Raw genomic sequence first — 17,360 nt, 5'->3', positions numbered from 1 at the left:
TACTTTTGATAAAAAACTTTTGCTATTTATCAGCTATCTCTTTGAATAAAAAAGCCAACAGTAACACCATTGGCTTTTTCATTTTATGTCAAGCTGATATTAAGCAATTACTGCTTTTTCAACTACACGAACTAAAGTCCATGACTTAGTTTTAGAGAGTGGACGACACTCTTTAACTTCAACTACATCACCTAATTTAGCTTCGTTATTCTCGTCATGCACGTGTAATTTGGTTGTACGACGGATAAACTTACCATAAAGTGGGTGTTTAACCTTACGTTCAATAGCAACAACAAATGATTTGTCCATTTTGTCGCTAACTACTTTACCTTGCACGCTACGAATTTTATCAGTCATTACTCACCCGCCTTCTCGGTTAATACAGTTTTTACTTGTGCAATACTACGACGCACTTGTTTTAACTGATGGGTTTGTTGAAGCTGACCGGTGGCTGCTTGCATACGCAATTTGAATTGTTCACCTAAAAGGTTCACTAACTCAGCATTCAGCTCTTCAACATTTTTGTTACGTAGTTCTTGAGCTTTCATTACATCACCGTCTTAGTTACGAAAGTGGTCTTAATTGGCAATTTAGCAGCTGCTAATGCAAATGCGTTTCTTGCGATCTCTTCAGACACACCATCCATTTCATATAGTACTTTACCCGGTTGGATTAAAGCTACCCAGTACTCAACGTTACCTTTACCTTTACCCATACGGACTTCTAATGGTTTTTCAGTAATTGGTTTATCTGGGAATACACGGATCCAGATTTTACCTTGACGTTTAACTGCACGAGTCATTGCACGACGTGCCGCCTCAATTTGGCGAGCTGTTAAACGACCACGACCAACTGCTTTCAAACCAAAGGTACCGAAGCTTACTTCTGTACCAGCTGCAATACCACGGTTACGACCTTTGTGGACTTTGCGGAATTTTGTACGTTTTGGTTGCAACATCTAGCGATTCTCCTTACTTACGACCTTTGCCGCGTGGAGCCTTCTTAGGCTTCTCAGCAGGTTGTTGTTCTGGTTGCGCAATTGCAGCCATTCCACCGAGTATTTCACCTTTGAAGATCCATACTTTAATACCGATTACACCGTATGTAGTATGTGCTTCAGCAGTGTTATAGTCGATGTCCGCACGTAGTGTATGTAGAGGTACACGACCTTCACGATACCATTCAGAACGTGCAATTTCTGCACCACCTAAACGACCACTCACTTCAACTTTGATACCTTTAGCACCTAAACGCATTGCGTTTTGTACTGCACGTTTCATAGCGCGACGGAACATTACACGACGCTCTAATTGAGAAGCGATGCTGTCTGCAACTAATTTTGCATCTAATTCAGGTTTTTTCACTTCAGCGATGTTGATTTGCGCTGGAACGCCTGCAATAGCCGCAACTGCGTTACGTAATTTTTCAACATCTTCGCCTTTTTTACCAATAACGATACCTGGACGAGCTGTGTGAATAGTTACACGGATGCTTTTCGCTGGACGCTCAATAGTGATGCGTGAAACTGAAGCATTCGCTAATTCTTTATTCAAGAATTTACGTACTTTGAAATCGCCATCTAAGTTATCAGCGAAATCTTGTGTATTCGCGAACCAAGTAGAGCTCCAAGGCTTAACAATACCTAAGCGAATACCATGTGGATGTACTTTTTGACCCATTGCTATTCCTCTACTTATTAACGATCTGACACTACCACAGTGATGTGGCTAGTACGTTTTAAAATACGATCTGCACGACCTTTAGCACGTGGCATAACACGTTTCATGCTTGGACCTTCATCTACGAAAATCTTCGCTACTTTAAGATCATCGATATCTGCACCGTCATTGTGTTCTGCGTTAGCAATTGCTGATTCAAGCACTTTTTTCACTAAAGCTGCTGCTTTTTTGTTAGTGAAAGTTAAGATTTCTAATGCTTGAGCAACTTTTTTACCACGGATTAAATCCGCAACTAAGCGAGCTTTTTGCGCTGAAGTGCGAGCGTAACGATGTTTTGCAATAGTTTCCATCTTTTACCCCTTACTTCTTAGCTTTCTTATCCGCAGCGTGACCGCGGTAAGTACGAGTCGGTGCAAATTCACCTAATTTATGACCGATCATTTCATCAGATACATAAACAGGAACGTGCTGACGACCATTATGGACTGCGATGGTCAATCCGATCATTGATGGAATGATCATTGAACGACGGGACCAAGTTTTAATTGGTTTTTTATCCCCGCTTTCCACCGCCTTCTCTACCTTCTTCAACAAGTGTAGGTCAAGGAAAGGACCCTTCTTGAGAGAACGTGGCATGGCTAATCCTCTTTATTAATTAATATTATTTACCACGACGACGTACGATAAATTTATCAGTACGTTTGTTATGGCGAGTTTTCTTACCTTTAGTCTGAACGCCCCAAGGTGTTACTGGGTGTTTACCAAAGTTACGACCTTCACCACCACCGTGTGGGTGATCTACTGGGTTCATTGCTGTACCACGAACTGTTGGGCGAACGCCTCTCCAGCGGTTAGCACCTGCTTTACCCAATACGCGAAGCATATGTTCTGAGTTACCAACTTCACCGATGGTCGCTGTACACTCAGATAATACTTTACGCATTTCGCCTGAGCGAAGACGTAAAGTTACATAGTTACCTTCACGAGCGATAATTTGTACATAAGCACCAGCTGAACGAGCGATTTGACCGCCTTTACCTGGCTTTAATTCAACATTATGTACTGTTGAACCAACTGGGATATTACGCATTGGTAATGAGTTACCAACTTTAATAGGCGCATTTGCACCAGCTTGGATTGTATCGCCTGCAGATAAACCTTTAGGTGCTAAGATATAACGACGTTCACCATCTTTATAAAGCACTAAAGCGATATTTGCAGAACGGTTAGGGTCATATTCAAGACGCTCAACAACCGCTGGAATATCTAACTTGTTACGTTTGAAATCGATTAAACGGTAATGTTGTTTATGACCACCACCAATATGGCGAGTAGTAATACGTCCGAAATTGTTACGACCACCAGTCTTAGATTTAGTATCTAAAAGTGGAGCGTAAGGTTTACCCTTATGTAATTCAGGGTTCACGATTTTAACAACGTGACGACGACCAGCGGAGGTCGGCTTACATTTAACGATAGCCATTATCTTCTACTCCTCCGAATTACTCTGCACCTTCAACGAAGTCAAGTGATTGACCTTCTTGAAGAGTTACATAAGCTTTTTTCCAGTCACTGCGACGTCCCATTCTTGCACCGTGACGTTTAGTTTTACCTTTCACTACAACGGTACGAACAGAATCCACTTTCACTTCAAATAATTGCTCAACTGCGTTAGCAATTTCAACTTTATTTGCATCTAAAGCTACTTTGAAAACAATAGTGTTAGACTTCTCAGCGTTATTTGTTGCTTTTTCAGAGACATGTGGTGCTTTTAACACTTTTAGCAAACGTTCTTGTTGAATCATGCTAACATCTCCTCAATTTGTTTCACAGCATCTACAGTTACAACAACTTTATCGAATGCGATTAAGCTCACTGGATCGATACCTTGAACATCACGTACATCTACTTTGTAAAGGTTACGTGCTGCTAAGAATAGATTTTCATCTAAGCTTGCTGTGATAATTAACACATCTTCGAGTGCTAATTCTTTTAATTTTTGTACTAAAACTTTAGTTTTTGGTGCTTCAACTTCGAACTTATCAACAACAACTAAACGCTCTTGACGAACAAGTTCAGAAAGAATGCTTTTGATTGCACCACGGTACATTTTCTTGTTCACTTTTTGGCTGTGATCTTGTGGTTTAGCTGCGAAAGTTACACCACCCGAACGCCAGATTGGTGACTTGATATCACCTGAACGAGCACGACCTGTACCTTTTTGACGCCAAGGTTTTTTACCTGAACCAGACACTTCAGCACGAGTTTTTTGTGCACGAGAACCTTGACGAGCACCTGCTGCATAAGCAACAACAACTTGGTGAATCAATGCTTCGTTGAACTCACGTCCGAAGGTAGTTTCAGAAACAGTTAGTGCATTTGCACCTACAACTTGTAATTCCATCTCTATCTCCTGACTTATGCTTTAACTGCTGGTTTAACAATAACATCACCATTAGTTGCACCCGGAACAGCACCTTTAACTAATAGTAATTTACGTTCAGCATCAACACGAACAACTTCTAGTGATTGAACGGTTACACGCTCAGCACCTAAGTGTCCTGCCATTTTTTTACCTTTAAACACACGACCTGGAGTTTGGTTTTGACCAATAGAACCAAGTACACGATGTGATAAAGAGTTACCGTGAGTAGCATCTTGGGTACGGAAGTTCCAGCGTTTAACACCGCCAGCAAAACCTTTACCTTTAGAAGTACCAGTAACATCAACTTTTTTAACATCAGCGAAGATGTCAACATTAATTTCTTGACCTAAAGTGAATTCTTCACCTTCAGTAGTACGAAATTCCCATAAACCGCGACCAGCTTCAACACCTGCTTTCACGAAATGACCAGCTTCTGGCTTAGTTACACGACTTGCTTTTTTAGAGCCAGTAGTAACTTGAATTGCAGAATAGCCATCTGTTTCTACAGTTTTAACTTGAGTCACACGGTTGGCTTCGATTTCGATAACGGTAACTGGAATTGAAACGCCATCTTCATTGAAGATACGAGTCATACCAACTTTACGACCGACTAAACCAATCATTGTAATAACCTCTTAATTAACCTAGGCTAATCTGCACGTCAACGCCGGCAGCTAGATCTAAACGCATTAATGCATCAACAGTTTTTTCTGTTGGCTCAACAATATCAACCAAACGTTTGTGAGTACGGATTTCGTATTGATCACGCGCATCTTTATTCACGTGTGGAGAAATCAACACTGTGAAACGCTCTTTACGAGTTGGTAACGGAATTGGACCACGAACTTGTGCACCAGTACGTTTAGCTGTTTCTACGATCTCCGCAGTAGATTGATCGATCAAACGGTGATCGAATGCTTTTAAGCGGATACGGATTCTTTGGTTCTGCATTAGACCAGAGCTCCAATCAAAATTTAGCTAATAAAAAACTAACACCAACACTTTTCTTACTTCTAAAAATCGAAAAGGGGTGCAAGTTGACCTGTTTATAGTTTCCCTGTTGGAAACATTTTACGTATTACATATCGCAATACTCGTTTAATAAATGATTACATTAAACGGCTATCATTAAGAAAGCCTGCGAATTGTACTGAAATCGACCGCACTTTGCAAGTGCTTTTCGCAATAAAATTGAAGAAATCCTTATCTTTACTTATTTGAGTAATATTTAGCTCATTTTGATTTTGCGCTATAATTCAACTTTCTCTTCCTTATCAATTCAAAAAGTTATGTTATCGCTAACTCAATTTAATACTAAAGTGCGGTATGTTTTACATAAGAAATTACGCCAAACACATCGTATTTCTCGTAAAAGTTTAGAATTTGCTGCCCTACTTATCGGCGCAGCGCTTGTTGCGTTGTTTTCTCTTGGTTTTGCTAAATTAGCAGATCTTGGCTTAGAGTGGAATGCACATTGGACTTCACAATATCCTTTAGCAGCTTGGATAGTGTTACCCCTAGGTTTAGGCTTATTAACTTGGTTTACTGCGAAGTACACACCTTATGTGGCAGGTAGTGGAATTCCACAAGTGATAGCCTCTATTAGTTTACCGCACAGCAATAATAAAAGTCGCCTTGTTGCGTTCTGGCAAACCTTATGGAAAGTCCCGCTTACCTTTCTTGCAATGTTGATTGGTGCCTCCGTCGGACGTGAAGGTCCTTCTGTACAAGTCGGTGCCGCAGTAATGCTCGCTTGGGGTAATATTTGCCGTAAGAAAGGCATCGCATTTAATGGACTAAGTGCCAATGAGTTAATGGCAACAGGTGCCGCAGGCGGCTTAGCTGCTGCATTTAATGCACCTTTAGCTGGGGTAATTTTTGCTATTGAAGAGCTGGGACGAGGTGTATTATTACGCTGGGAACGTCGAGTACTATTAGGTGTACTCGCTTCAGGTTTTATTTTAGTCGCGATTGAAGGAAATAACCCTTACTTTCCACAATATCACGGTGAAACCTCTATGCCATATATGTTTTTATGGGTGGTATTATGTGGTGTGATTTGTGGTGTTTTTGGAGGTATTTTTGCACGCTTGTTAGTTAAAGGCTTAGCAGGTATTTCGCCATCAAGAATTCGTGGTTGGATTCGCCGTCATCCTATTTATATAGCATTAATTTTAGGTTTATTTTTGGCCGCACTTGGCACTTATACGCAAGGGAAAACTTACGGTACAGGCTATTATGTGGTCGCCAATGCATTAGATGGTGAAGATTTATCCTCAGAATTTGGTATCTTAAAATTAATTTCTACCGTGGCAACTTATTGGACTGGCATTGCTGGCGGTATTTTTACACCAGCATTGACCGTTGGTGCTGGGATTGGTGCGCAAATTTGGTCAATAACAGGCGGTATTGTAGATCAACGCCTACTAGTTTTATTGTGTATGGCTGGTTTTCTTGCAGGAGCAACACAATCACCAGTAACCGCAAGTGTTGTTGTGATGGAAATGACAGGTTGTCAACCTGTTTTGTTTTGGTTATTGATTTGTTCATTAGTTTCGTCCATTATTTCACGCCAATTTCATCCAAAACCATTTTATCATTTTGCGGCGGCACGTTTCCGTCAACGAATTCAAGAAGACACAAGAGAACAAGAAAAATGACCCAAAATCAACCGCACTTTTATCGTGGCCACTTTTCCGTTGCACCAATGTTAGATTGGACAACGCGTCATTGTCGCTATTTTCATCGTCAATTTAGTCAACACGCGTTGCTTTATACGGAAATGGTCACTACAGGTGCGATTATTCATGCGAAATATGATCACCTTGCGTTTTCTCCAGAGGAAAACCCTGTGGCACTACAATTAGGTGGCAGTAACCCAACTCAACTGGCACAGTGCGCAAAAATTGCAGAGCAACGTGGTTACGCTGAAATTAACCTGAATGTAGGCTGTCCATCTGATCGTGTGCAAAATGGGATGTTTGGTGCTTGTTTAATGGGGAAAGCTGATTTAGTGGCAGAATGTATCAACGCAATGCAAGAGGTGGTTGATATTCCTGTTACGGTCAAAACACGTATTGGCATCGATGATTTAGATAGCTACGAGTTCCTGTGTGATTTTGTGCAAAAAGTCCATCAAGCCGGCTGCCAAGAATTTATTATCCACGCACGCAAAGCATGGCTTTCTGGTTTAAGTCCGAAAGAAAATCGTGAAATTCCACCGTTAGATTATGAACGTGTATATCAACTCAAACGTGATTTCCCACAGTTAATCATGAGTATCAACGGCGGGATTAAAACTATTGAGGAAATGCAACAGCATTTGCAATATATGGATGGGGTGATGGTTGGGCGTGAAGCTTATCAAAACCCGAGTTTGTTAGGCTATATCGACCAAGCATTATTTGATCCAACAAGCCCTATCGTGACTCCACGAGAAGCGGTGGAAAAAATGTTCCCTTATATTGAGCAACAGCTTACCCAAGGTGTTTATCTCAATCATATGGTGCGTCACATGCTTGGCGCATTCCAAAGCTGTAAAGGTGCTCGTCAATGGCGCCGTTATTTAAGTGAGAATGCGCACAAAGCTGGTGCAGGATTAGAAGTTGTTGAACAAGCATTAAGTTTTATAGAAAATGAATAGATGACAAAAGTGCGGTGAAAATTAACAAGATTTTGACCGCACTTTTCTTTTTAAGCTCGCACAAAAAGTGAGCGCTCTCACATAATCGACAAATAATTCCCAGTCCACCAGCATTCTGGCTTAAAATAAAAATAAGGCTAAATCACATTATATTAGGAATTATAATGCAATTGGAATTAAGTAAACTCGTCACTGAAAGTCGAAATAGCGCAAGTGCTAACATCGACAGCCTGTCCACATTAGAAATGCTACATGTCATCAATCAAGAAGATCAAAAAGTCCCTCTTGCTGTGAAAAAAGTGTTACCTGAAATTGCACAAGCCGTAGATAAAATTGCCGATACCTTTATGCAAAAAGGACGTTTAATTTATATCGGTGCAGGCACATCAGGGCGATTAGGCATTTTAGATGCGAGTGAATGTCCACCCACATTTGGCACAGCGCACGAACAAGTGGTTGGTTTAATTGCTGGCGGTCATCAAGCAATTTTGAAAGCAGTCGAAAATGCCGAAGACAGCCGCGAAGGGGGTATTGAAGATCTCAAAAATATTCAGTTAAGCCGTAAAGATATTGTGGTTGGAATTGCGGCAAGTGGTCGCACGCCTTATGTATTGGCTGCACTTGAATTTGCAAAACAATTAGGTTGCATAACAATCGGGATTAGCTGCAATCCACAATCTGAACTTGCCACTGTATCTGACATTGCGATCACGCCAATCGTAGGCGCTGAAGTGATAACAGGTTCATCACGTATGAAAGCTGGCACTGCACAGAAACTTATTCTCAACATGCTCACTACGGGCGCAATGATAAAAACAGGTAAAGTGTTTGGGAATTTAATGGTAGATGTGGTCGCAACTAATGCCAAATTAGTCGAGCGTCAAAAACGTATTGTGATGGAAGCGACGCAATGCGATCGCCAACAAGCAGAATACGCCTTATTACAAGCTAATGGGCAATGTAAAATCGCCATTGTGATGATTTTATTGAATATTTCAGCACAAGAAGCAACAGAACGTTTAGCAGAATCCAATGGTTTTATTCATCGAGCATTAACGTAAGTTAAATTAAGGAGGGTAAGATGGCCACTATCGATAATGAACTGATCCAACGTCTAATTCCATTATTAGGCGGGAAATCAAATATCCTGCTCGTTAGTAATTGTATGACACGTTTAAGGATCACCTTGCAGGATTTCACTCAAGTAGATACAAATGCATTAAAACAGATTGATGGCGTTTTTGGCGTTGTAAAAGCAGACGAGCAATTGCAGATTATTCTCGGTCCGGGCAAAGCAATAAAAGCTGCCGAATTGATGAAAAAATCAATCGATAATGATGCTAGCACACCTTCTTTAAAAGACATTGCTCGTGCGCAAAAACAACAAATTAAATCTACCCAAACCACGGCTATTCATCAGTTTTTTGCTAAATTTGCTACGATTTTTACTCCGCTCATTCCGGGTTTCATTGGTGCAGGTTTGTTACTCGGTTTAGCCACCGTGTTACAACAATCATTTGTTGCAGGTGTTGAAAATCCAAATGCTTTCCTAGTGGACTTAATCAACTATATGAAAGTGTTCAGTAAGGGGTTATTCAGCTTCTTAAGTATTTTAATTGGCTATAATGCAGCAAAAGCCTTTGGAGGGTCAGGTGTAAACGGAGCAATCTTGGCATCACTGTTTATTTTGGGTTATAACCCTGAAGCCACAAAAGGTATTTATTCTGGTTTAAATGATTTCTTTGGCTTAAAAATTGACCCACGCGGTAACATCATCGGGGTGTTAATTGCAGCGATTTTGGGTGCAAAAGTCGAGCAATGGGTACGCAAATTTATTCCAGACAACTTGGATATGGCCTTAACCTCAATGTTCACCTTACTGATTATGGGGGTGTTTACATTCTTGTTAATTATGCCTATCGGGGTATATCTATTTGACGGAATGTCTTGGTTATTCTCAAACTTAAATAACAACCCATTTGGTGCAGCATTATTGGCGGGCTTATTCTTAATTGCAGTAATGCTGGGGATTCACCAAGGCTTTGTGCCAGTTTACTTTGCTCTAGTAGAATCACAGGGCTTTAATGCCTTATTTCCCGTCCTAGCAATGGCTGGGGCAGGACAAGTGGGCGCAGCATTAGCACTGTACTTTAAAGCCAATAAAGATGCTGTATTACGTACACAAATTAAAGGGGCAATTATTCCTGGATTCTTAGGCATTGGTGAACCATTGATTTATGGCGTGACTTTGCCACGTGTGAAACCATTTATTACCGCATGTATTGGTGGCGCAGCAGGTGGTTTTACGATCGGATTAATCGCTTATCTTGGCTTCCCAATGGGATTAAACAGCGTATTTGGCCCATCAGGTTTATTGGCAACTCCATTAATGACCTCAGATAAAGGTGTTTACCCTGCGATTGCCGTGTACCTCACCGGAACAGTAGTAGCCTATACAGTAGGCTTTATCACAACTTATTTCTTCGCTACAAAAGATGTGGATTTAAGTTAATAGCTTGCGATAAAAAACAATAAAAAAAGACCGCACTTTTGCGGTCTTTCTTCTTTATTCAGATTAGTGTTTACAGCCACCTTGACCACAACAAGAATCGTGATCGTGGTGGTGATGATCGTGATGACTACCACAACCACAACCATGACCCTCTTCATCACTATCGTGACCGCCACAGCAACCACCATCTTGATGAATATGACCGTGTGCGATTTCTTCTAAAGTTGCTTCACGAGTTGCAACAACTTCAACACTAAATAACAATTCTTGACCAGCAAGCATATGGTTACCATCAACTACAACATCGTTTTCAGCCACTTCAGTGATTACCACTGGTAATGGACCGATATCCGTGTCTGCGATAAAGCGCATACCAACAACTAACTCATCAACACCTTGGAAGACCTCTTTTGGTACACGTTGAACCATATTTTCGTTATATTCACCATAACCTTCTTCAGGTTTAACACGTACTTCAAATTTATCGCCAACTGCTTTGCCTTCTAACGCATTTTCTAAACCAATAACTAAGTTATTATGACCTTGTAAATAATCTAGTGGTTGATTTACTGGTGCCTCATCCACTAATACGCCATCTTGCGTGCGAACTTGATAAGCAATGCTCACTACTACGTTTTTTGCTACTTTCATTATTACTCCAATTTATCTACGTAAATGAATTTCGTTATTGTATAAGAAATATCAACCATTAGAAAGCTAATCATTGACTAATTCGATTCTTGCTTGCACAGATGCTTTTAATTGCGTTTTTCCGCCTTCTAAAGCCATTTCATCATCACTATATGAGTTATAAAATTTATCAGATGAACGCATTGCAACAGCATATTGTTTGCTCGAGCCCATTACATCATTCGTGGCTAGATTTAACTCAATCACACGATAACTTTTTGCTTTCATCAAAGATTGAATAGACTGTGCCTTTTGTTCAAATTTCTTCAATACTGCTGCAGTCATTTCTTCTTCCACTTTATCTAAACTTTCTTGTGAAACTGTCGCATACATACTGCTAATTTTTAAATTCTCACTTAATTGACTAGTCAGCTGTGAAAGTGTTTGATTATCTTTACTTTTTAGTACCAACTCTGCACGGTCAATCCAGCCATTTTGCTTACCGTCTTTATCATAACGTACTTGGGTATAACGTTGTTGAGACACTATTTGAACAGTTTCTTGTTTTTTCACTAAATCTAATGCTCGATTAATACGCTCAACAATTATTTGATTTAATGCTTTTGCATCTTTGCCTTCTTCCTGCACATAAAATGATACTTGCATTTCATCTTTTTCAACCTCTTTGACAACTTCGGTAATAAACTGAATTTGGTTTTCTATTTTTTGTGCCTGAGCTTGCACAGTAAAAGTCAGTGGAAGTGCTAATAGCATTAATGCAATATGTCTTAATTTCATAAAATATCCTTTTATTATTTTGAACTAGTATCAATTAGGCAGATTTTCATAAAAATAGTTCAAAGCAAAACCGCACTTTCAACAACTTGCCAAAAGTGCGGTCATTTTTTATTAGTTTCGATGAGGCTCATCATTAAAGTCATCATCAAATTCATCGTTGAAAAATTCACCATCTTCGCCGTATTCATCATCTTCAGAATTAGGGTCCTCAAAGTAAGTACCCCAACCATCGTAAATTCCACCGAATTTTTCAACTAAAGGTAATACCTCTTTCTGTTGTGCATCAATAATTTCTGCGTTTAATTCAACTTCACTAATGATATCAAAACAGAAAATCACTTTGCCTTTTTCATCTTCAAATTCTTCTGCCTCTGACACTTCATAACCTGCTTTGAAGGCCTCAACAGCAATTTTCTCTAATTTATCAAAATCATTGTGAACAATATGATGTTCAATGATATAAAGTGCATCTGGATCACTACCGTCTGCTAATAAATCAGCAATAATACTGCGAGTAGTCACTTGAAGAGCTTTGAAATCGGTCATTTAGGTTACCTTTTGAAAAGAAAATTAAGCGAATATTGTAAAGGATATACTTCTCTTAAACAAGGAAGGGATTTTTATTGGACATAAAAAAATCCTCCTGTTTGGGAAGATTTTTTTATCTTAGGGAAAAGAACTATTTTTTCAATAAATCACGAATTTCTGTTAATAATACTTCTTCATTTGAAAGTTTTGGTGCTTCTGGCTCTTCCACTTTCGGTTCTTCGCGTTTTAATTTGTTTAATCCTTTGATCATTAAGAAGATAGCAAATGCAATGATCGTGAAGTCAAATACTGTTTGGATGAATGCACCATAATTTAATGTTACAGCTGGCGCTTCACCTACAGCTTCTTTTAACACAATGCTTAAGTCTTTAAAATCTACACCACCAGTGAGGATACCTAACACAGGCATTACTACATCACCTACAAGCGAACTCACAATCTTACCGAATGCTCCACCGATGATTACACCAACTGCCATATCAACAACATTACCACGCATTGCAAATTCGCGAAATTCTTTAACAAAACTCATAAAATTCTCCTAAATAAACTAAATAAAAAAATGATAACTTGATAAAAATCAAAGTTATTATAGAAAATTTCATCAAATTGTACAGTTTTTTCTCAAAATTCTACAAATAGAATGTACTTGGCTGGAACAATTTTTCAATATCAGAAACGTATTTTTTATCACTTAGATACACAATAACATGATCATTATCTTCTATAACCAAATTTTTCTTTGCCATAATCACTTCATCTTGGCGCAATACTGCACCTATAATTGCACCTTGTGGCAATTTCAATTCAGAAACCTTGCGCCCAATTACATTCGAAGAGCTACCCTGACCATGCACTATAATCTCCAATGCCTCTGCCACACCATGCCGCAATGAGGCAACGTTAGCAACATCTCCTTTACGTACATGACTTAATAAAGCAGAAATTGTTGCTTGTTGCGGTGATACTGCGATATCAATTGTTCCTCCTTGGATCAGATTAATATATGCCATACGTTGAATTAACACCATGGCCTTTTTAGCCCCCAAACGCTTAGCTAATAAGGCAGACATAATGTTTGCCTCATCATCGCTAGTCAGCGACAAGAACACATCAATATTCTCAATCTGCTCTTCAAATAAGAAAGATTGATCTGAAGCATCACCACAAAAAATCATCGTGTTTGATAATTTTTCGGCTAATGCTCTTGCTCGCTCTGAATTGCGTTCAATTAATTTAACCGAACACTGCCCTTCCAATTGCTTAGCAACACCAATGCCGATATTACCACCACCTACGATCATTATCCGCTTATAAGGTTTTTCTAATCGTTGAAGTTCATTCATTACCGCTTTAATGTGAATAGTTTCACAAATAAAAGTCACTTCATCACCCGCTTCAATGATTGTCGAGCCTTGCGGGCGAATCACCTTATCTTGACGTAAAATAGAGACAATACGACACTCTATGTGTGGCATATGATCTTTCAACGCAGATAGTGCATAACCTACTAATGGTCCTCCATAATAGGCTTTCACAACAACAAGGCTAATTCTGCCATCAGCAAAATGTGCGACTTGTAATGCACCAGGATAATCAATTAAGCGTGTTACTTCATCTGTTACTAATTTTTCAGGTGAAATAATATGATCAATAGGTAACACATCTGGTTGGAATAATTTATCTTTCTCACGCAAATATTCTGCATTACGAATACGGGCAATTTTGGTTGGCGTATTAAATAGTGTATAACTAATTTGACAAGCAACCATATTAATTTCGTCTGAACTTGTTACAGCCACTAATAAATCAGCATCTTGTGCCCCAGCCTCTCGCAATACACGTGGTGAAGATGCAGAACCATTCACTACCCTTAAATCGTGCTTACTTTGTAAGTTTTCTAGGCGTAGTGATTGATTATCCACTAACGTAATATCATTATCTTCACTTACTAAGTTTTCAGCTAAAGTTGTACCAACTTGGCCCGCGCCTAAAATGATAATTTTCATTACCGATCCGATCTTTCAATAAGTAACGGCTTAACCCCAATACGATCAGAGTTTAAGCACCATTTTAAGTCTTTAATATCCTGACAAATACGCTCTGTTACTTGTTCTGCTTGCGCTAATTTTTCTTGTGACACATTCGGATCATGTTTATCAAATAACATTGCATCTAATAAACGTTCTGCGTGCATTCCTTCACGGCAATAGTGCAATACACCCACATCATCAAATAAGGTCGCTACTGAAGCAATTTTTGTTGTCGCAATCCCCAATGCACCATCTTCACCGCCTAAATTGCGGAAAATTTGGTTTTGTGGAAAACCTCCACAAGCTAAGAAAAAGGTGCGACGGAAAACAAGGTTACCACCACAAGTCATTTGCATTGCTTGCCATGCTTTATTTAATTCCGGATGTTTTGCATAACGTTCTGCTAAATCAACTGGTTTTAATGCTAGACGCACTAATGCCACTTCAGGACGGAAATGAAAAACACTCGCCGCCACAGTCAACGCTTCTGGCTCATACGCGTCATCTGCATCTAAAAACGCAATAAAATCGGTAGTTGTTTGTAACGCCCCCCAATTTCTTGCTTTTGCTGCCCCTACATTATATGGCAATTTTTCAATCGTCACTTTATCGGGAAACTGTTTTGCAATCAGTTCTGCCAACTGTAATGTATTATCGGTCGATCCATCGTCCACTAACCAAAGATGATTTAATTGTGGTTGATTAACAACTGAATTAACCGCACGAATAATCGTTTTTTCTGCGTTATAACAAGGTATAACGACATCAATTTTTGGAAAGTTCATCTAAGCACTCACTTAAAATAGCTTTTTTAATTTCGCATAATAGAACCCATCACCGCCATTTTCCTTTGGCAAGAATTGCACACCAATTGCTGAGTCAGGTAAATCAAATGGTAAAGGCTCTAATTTTGCATCTGTATTGTTTTGTAAAAATTGCTCTATTTGCAAAGCATTCTCTTCAGGTAAAACAGAGCAAGTGGCATATAACAGCGTACCACTTGGCTTTAATAACGCCCAGAGGGCTTGTAAAATTTGTGATTGTAACTGCACTAATTGAGGAATATCAGCATCTTGACGTAACCATTTAATATCAGGGTGGCGTCGAATAACACCTGTCGCTGAACAAGGCGCATCTAATAAGATTCTGTCAAATTGCACCGCACTATCGCTGATTTGACTTAACCATTGTTCTGGCTGAGTTGCATCCCCACAAATCACTTGTGCTTTTTGTTGCATACGAGTAAGGTTTTCATATACACGCTTTAAACGGTTAGGTTCAACATCAAGCGCAACAACTTGTGCTTGCGGGGCATTTTCTAAAATATGAGTGGTTTTTCCACCTGGTGCCGCACAAGCATCTAAAATTAATTCCCCATTTTGAGGTTCGAGAAGTAACGCTGACCATTGTGCATTCAAATCTTGCACCGTTACCGCGCCTTGATCAAAATAAGGCAATTGTGCTACGCCAAGCGGCTGTAATAAGCGCAACGCACAAGAGCTATCAGCCACTTCACTTTCAACGCCCTGTGCTTGTAATAAAGAGCGGTATGTTTCTAGTGAATTTTTTTGCTGATTAACACGTAACCACATTGGTGGTTTTTGATTATTAGCTTCAATAATCTCACGCCAATTTGGATACACTTTTTTCAGACGGTTCACGAACCAGTCTGGATGTAATGTTTGCCAATGTTTATCTACATTCGCCAAAATGGTATCTTGTTCACGCAAAAAACGACGCAATACTCCGTTTATCAAACCACGGAAACTGTCTGATTTTAGGCTAGTTGTTGCATTAACAACTTCATCGACGGCTGCATGAGCAGGAATGCGGGTATAAAGCAGTTGATATAATCCAACTAATAGCAAGCAATGCACAATACGTGTTTTGCCTTTTAACGGCTTATCAACGAGTTGTTTAATAATGTGTTCTAAACGTGGTAAAACACGACAAATGCCAAAACAAATTTCCTGCAATAAAGATAAATCTTGGCTTTTAACTTGATTTTGAACTTCAGGAATCAGCGCTGATAAAGATTTCCCTTGATCAAGCACTTGCAAAATCACTTGAGCTGCAATTGCTCGTGTAGAAAGTGCGGTATTTTTTTTAGATGTTTTAAATTTAACCATTATATAATTTTACCTACACTAAACCAATCTGTGCGCCCATTCAAGAAATCTTGCACTGACATCGGTTTTTTGCTCGCAGGTTGCAGTTCTAAAATATTCAATACACCATCAATAGTTGCAATTTGAATACCTTCTTTAGTCACAGACAAAATAGTACCCACAGGTTTATTAATGTGCGGTAGTACTGTTGCTTTATAGATTTTTAAAATTTGTTCAGTGCCTTTCGAATCTAACAGTGTCAAATAGCTAATCGGCCAAGGATTAAAAGCTCGAATACAACGCTCTAACTGCACTGCTGGAAGTTTCCAATCCAGTTTTGCTTCTTCTTTAGACAATTTTTCTGCGTAGTTTGATAACAGATCATCTTGTTTTTCTGCAATATATTTGCCCTCATCTAAATCATCAAGCACATCAATTAAAGCATTCGGCGCAATTTCCATTAATTTGGCATACAAACTTGTTGAAGTTTCGTCAGAAGCAATATCACAATAAACCTTGTGTAACATATCCCCAGTATCCAAACCTTCATCCATTTGCATAATAGTAATACCAGTTTGCTCATCCCCAGCCCAAATAGCACGTTGAATTGGTGCTGCACCACGCCAACGAGGCAATAAAGATCCATGAACATTCAAACAACCTAAACGAGGTATTTCTAAGACTGCCTTCGGCAAAATTAAACCGTAAGCAACGACAACCATAACATCGGCTTGTAATGCACGTAATGTTTCTTGTGCATCTTCTTTACGTAAGGATTTAGGTTGATAGACAGGTATTTGATATTGTTCTGCGAGTTGTTTAACTGGACTCGCTTGTAATTTTTTACCACGACCAGCGGGTTTATCAGGTTGAGTATAAACCGCAATCACTTCATGATGAGAATTTAGTAAGACTTGTAAATGTTGAGCTGCGAACTCTGGTGTTCCAGCAAAGATCACTTTTAATGATTTCATGATAATGTT

The 17,360-nt window shown here is 39.3% G+C and carries 23 protein-coding genes; 4 read left to right on the top strand and 19 right to left on the bottom strand.

The window, feature by feature from the left end:
* Positions 1-99 precede the first annotated feature (99 nt).
* The 11 genes from rpsQ to rpsJ are packed head-to-tail and all read right to left on the bottom strand — an operon-like array spanning position 100 to position 5,055.
* Entirely contained in the window at positions 100-357 is a 258-nt protein-coding gene (gene rpsQ, locus CKV78_RS09165; protein ID WP_005764317.1) for a 30S ribosomal protein S17, read from the bottom strand.
* The gene (rpmC, locus tag CKV78_RS09160) at positions 357-548 is read right to left on the bottom strand and encodes a 50S ribosomal protein L29 (RefSeq protein WP_005706394.1); all 192 of its coding nucleotides are present in this window, start codon (positions 546-548) and stop codon (positions 357-359) included. Before rpmC ends, rpsQ begins: the two co-directional genes overlap by 1 nt.
* A complete protein-coding gene (gene rplP / locus CKV78_RS09155; RefSeq protein WP_005717925.1) occupies positions 548-958 on the bottom strand; it encodes a 50S ribosomal protein L16 in 411 nt (136 codons plus the stop codon). Before rplP ends, rpmC begins: the two co-directional genes overlap by 1 nt.
* A 13-nt stretch (positions 959-971) precedes the next feature.
* Complete coding sequence (gene rpsC / locus CKV78_RS09150; protein ID WP_005764320.1) at positions 972-1,679, bottom strand: 30S ribosomal protein S3; 708 nt, start codon at positions 1,677-1,679, stop codon at positions 972-974.
* A gap of 17 nt (positions 1,680-1,696) precedes the next feature.
* A complete protein-coding gene (gene rplV / locus CKV78_RS09145; RefSeq protein WP_005625897.1) occupies positions 1,697-2,029 on the bottom strand; it encodes a 50S ribosomal protein L22 in 333 nt (110 codons plus the stop codon).
* A 10-nt stretch (positions 2,030-2,039) separates the two neighbouring features.
* Entirely contained in the window at positions 2,040-2,315 is a 276-nt protein-coding gene (gene rpsS, locus CKV78_RS09140; protein WP_005539416.1) for a 30S ribosomal protein S19, read from the bottom strand.
* A gap of 25 nt (positions 2,316-2,340) precedes the next feature.
* On the bottom strand, positions 2,341-3,162 hold the full coding sequence (gene rplB, locus CKV78_RS09135; protein WP_005764322.1) for a 50S ribosomal protein L2: 822 nt from the start codon (positions 3,160-3,162) through the stop codon (positions 2,341-2,343).
* A gap of 19 nt (positions 3,163-3,181) precedes the next feature.
* Complete coding sequence (gene rplW, locus CKV78_RS09130; RefSeq protein WP_005724030.1) at positions 3,182-3,484, bottom strand: 50S ribosomal protein L23; 303 nt, start codon at positions 3,482-3,484, stop codon at positions 3,182-3,184.
* Entirely contained in the window at positions 3,481-4,083 is a 603-nt protein-coding gene (gene rplD / locus CKV78_RS09125; protein ID WP_005764324.1) for a 50S ribosomal protein L4, read from the bottom strand. The genes rplW and rplD overlap by 4 nt, the downstream gene beginning before the upstream one ends.
* A gap of 14 nt (positions 4,084-4,097) precedes the next feature.
* On the bottom strand, positions 4,098-4,727 hold the full coding sequence (gene rplC / locus CKV78_RS09120; protein ID WP_005764326.1) for a 50S ribosomal protein L3: 630 nt from the start codon (positions 4,725-4,727) through the stop codon (positions 4,098-4,100).
* A gap of 16 nt (positions 4,728-4,743) precedes the next feature.
* A complete protein-coding gene (gene rpsJ, locus CKV78_RS09115; RefSeq protein WP_001181005.1) occupies positions 4,744-5,055 on the bottom strand; it encodes a 30S ribosomal protein S10 in 312 nt (103 codons plus the stop codon).
* A 338-nt stretch (positions 5,056-5,393) separates the two neighbouring features.
* On the opposite strand from rpsJ, the gene CKV78_RS09110 reads away from it, so the two are divergent.
* From CKV78_RS09110 to murP, 4 genes are all read left to right on the top strand, one after another.
* Positions 5,394-6,764 (top strand): chloride channel protein, encoded by a 1,371-nt coding sequence (locus tag CKV78_RS09110; RefSeq protein ID WP_005764329.1) that lies wholly within the window; start codon positions 5,394-5,396, stop codon positions 6,762-6,764.
* Positions 6,761-7,747 (top strand): tRNA dihydrouridine(20/20a) synthase DusA, encoded by a 987-nt coding sequence (dusA, locus tag CKV78_RS09105; RefSeq protein WP_005764332.1) that lies wholly within the window; start codon positions 6,761-6,763, stop codon positions 7,745-7,747. Before CKV78_RS09110 ends, dusA begins: the two co-directional genes overlap by 4 nt.
* 164 nt (positions 7,748-7,911) lie before the next feature.
* Positions 7,912-8,808, top strand: a complete 897-nt coding sequence (murQ, locus tag CKV78_RS09100; RefSeq protein WP_005764334.1) for an N-acetylmuramic acid 6-phosphate etherase — start codon at positions 7,912-7,914, stop codon at positions 8,806-8,808.
* Positions 8,809-8,828: 20 nt separating this feature from the next.
* Positions 8,829-10,259 (top strand): PTS N-acetylmuramic acid transporter subunit IIBC, encoded by a 1,431-nt coding sequence (gene murP / locus CKV78_RS09095; protein WP_005764336.1) that lies wholly within the window; start codon positions 8,829-8,831, stop codon positions 10,257-10,259.
* Between the two features lie 63 nt (positions 10,260-10,322).
* Here the strand turns inward: murP and slyD are convergent, their stop codons facing one another.
* The 8 genes from slyD to fmt all read right to left on the bottom strand — a co-directional run bounded on the left by slyD (position 10,323) and on the right by fmt (position 17,351).
* Complete coding sequence (gene slyD / locus CKV78_RS09090) at positions 10,323-10,910, bottom strand: peptidylprolyl isomerase (RefSeq protein WP_005764338.1); 588 nt, start codon at positions 10,908-10,910, stop codon at positions 10,323-10,325.
* Between the two features lie 66 nt (positions 10,911-10,976).
* A complete protein-coding gene (locus CKV78_RS09085) occupies positions 10,977-11,687 on the bottom strand; it encodes an SIMPL domain-containing protein (RefSeq protein WP_005764340.1) in 711 nt (236 codons plus the stop codon).
* A 111-nt stretch (positions 11,688-11,798) separates the two neighbouring features.
* Positions 11,799-12,233 carry a ribonuclease E inhibitor RraB gene (rraB, locus tag CKV78_RS09080; protein ID WP_005764343.1) on the bottom strand — a complete coding sequence of 145 codons (435 nt, stop codon included), beginning with the start codon at positions 12,231-12,233 and terminating at the stop codon, positions 11,799-11,801.
* Between the two features lie 133 nt (positions 12,234-12,366).
* Entirely contained in the window at positions 12,367-12,768 is a 402-nt protein-coding gene (mscL, locus tag CKV78_RS09075; protein ID WP_005764345.1) for a large-conductance mechanosensitive channel protein MscL, read from the bottom strand.
* 100 nt (positions 12,769-12,868) lie between these two features.
* Positions 12,869-14,245 carry a Trk system potassium transporter TrkA gene (trkA, locus tag CKV78_RS09070; protein ID WP_005764347.1) on the bottom strand — a complete coding sequence of 459 codons (1,377 nt, stop codon included), beginning with the start codon at positions 14,243-14,245 and terminating at the stop codon, positions 12,869-12,871.
* On the bottom strand, positions 14,245-15,054 hold the full coding sequence (locus CKV78_RS09065; protein WP_005764349.1) for a glycosyltransferase family A protein: 810 nt from the start codon (positions 15,052-15,054) through the stop codon (positions 14,245-14,247). Before CKV78_RS09065 ends, trkA begins: the two co-directional genes overlap by 1 nt.
* A gap of 12 nt (positions 15,055-15,066) precedes the next feature.
* A complete protein-coding gene (gene rsmB / locus CKV78_RS09060; RefSeq protein ID WP_005764351.1) occupies positions 15,067-16,398 on the bottom strand; it encodes a 16S rRNA (cytosine(967)-C(5))-methyltransferase RsmB in 1,332 nt (443 codons plus the stop codon).
* Positions 16,398-17,351 (bottom strand): methionyl-tRNA formyltransferase, encoded by a 954-nt coding sequence (gene fmt / locus CKV78_RS09055; RefSeq protein WP_005764352.1) that lies wholly within the window; start codon positions 17,349-17,351, stop codon positions 16,398-16,400. Before fmt ends, rsmB begins: the two co-directional genes overlap by 1 nt.
* Between the last annotated feature and the right edge of the window lie 9 nt (positions 17,352-17,360).

It is taken from the genome of Pasteurella dagmatis (assembly GCF_900186835.1).
Lineage (GTDB): Bacteria > Pseudomonadota > Gammaproteobacteria > Enterobacterales > Pasteurellaceae > Pasteurella > Pasteurella dagmatis.
Note: the sequence above shows the minus strand (reverse complement) of the source record. Positions and strands in the feature narration are given on the sequence as shown.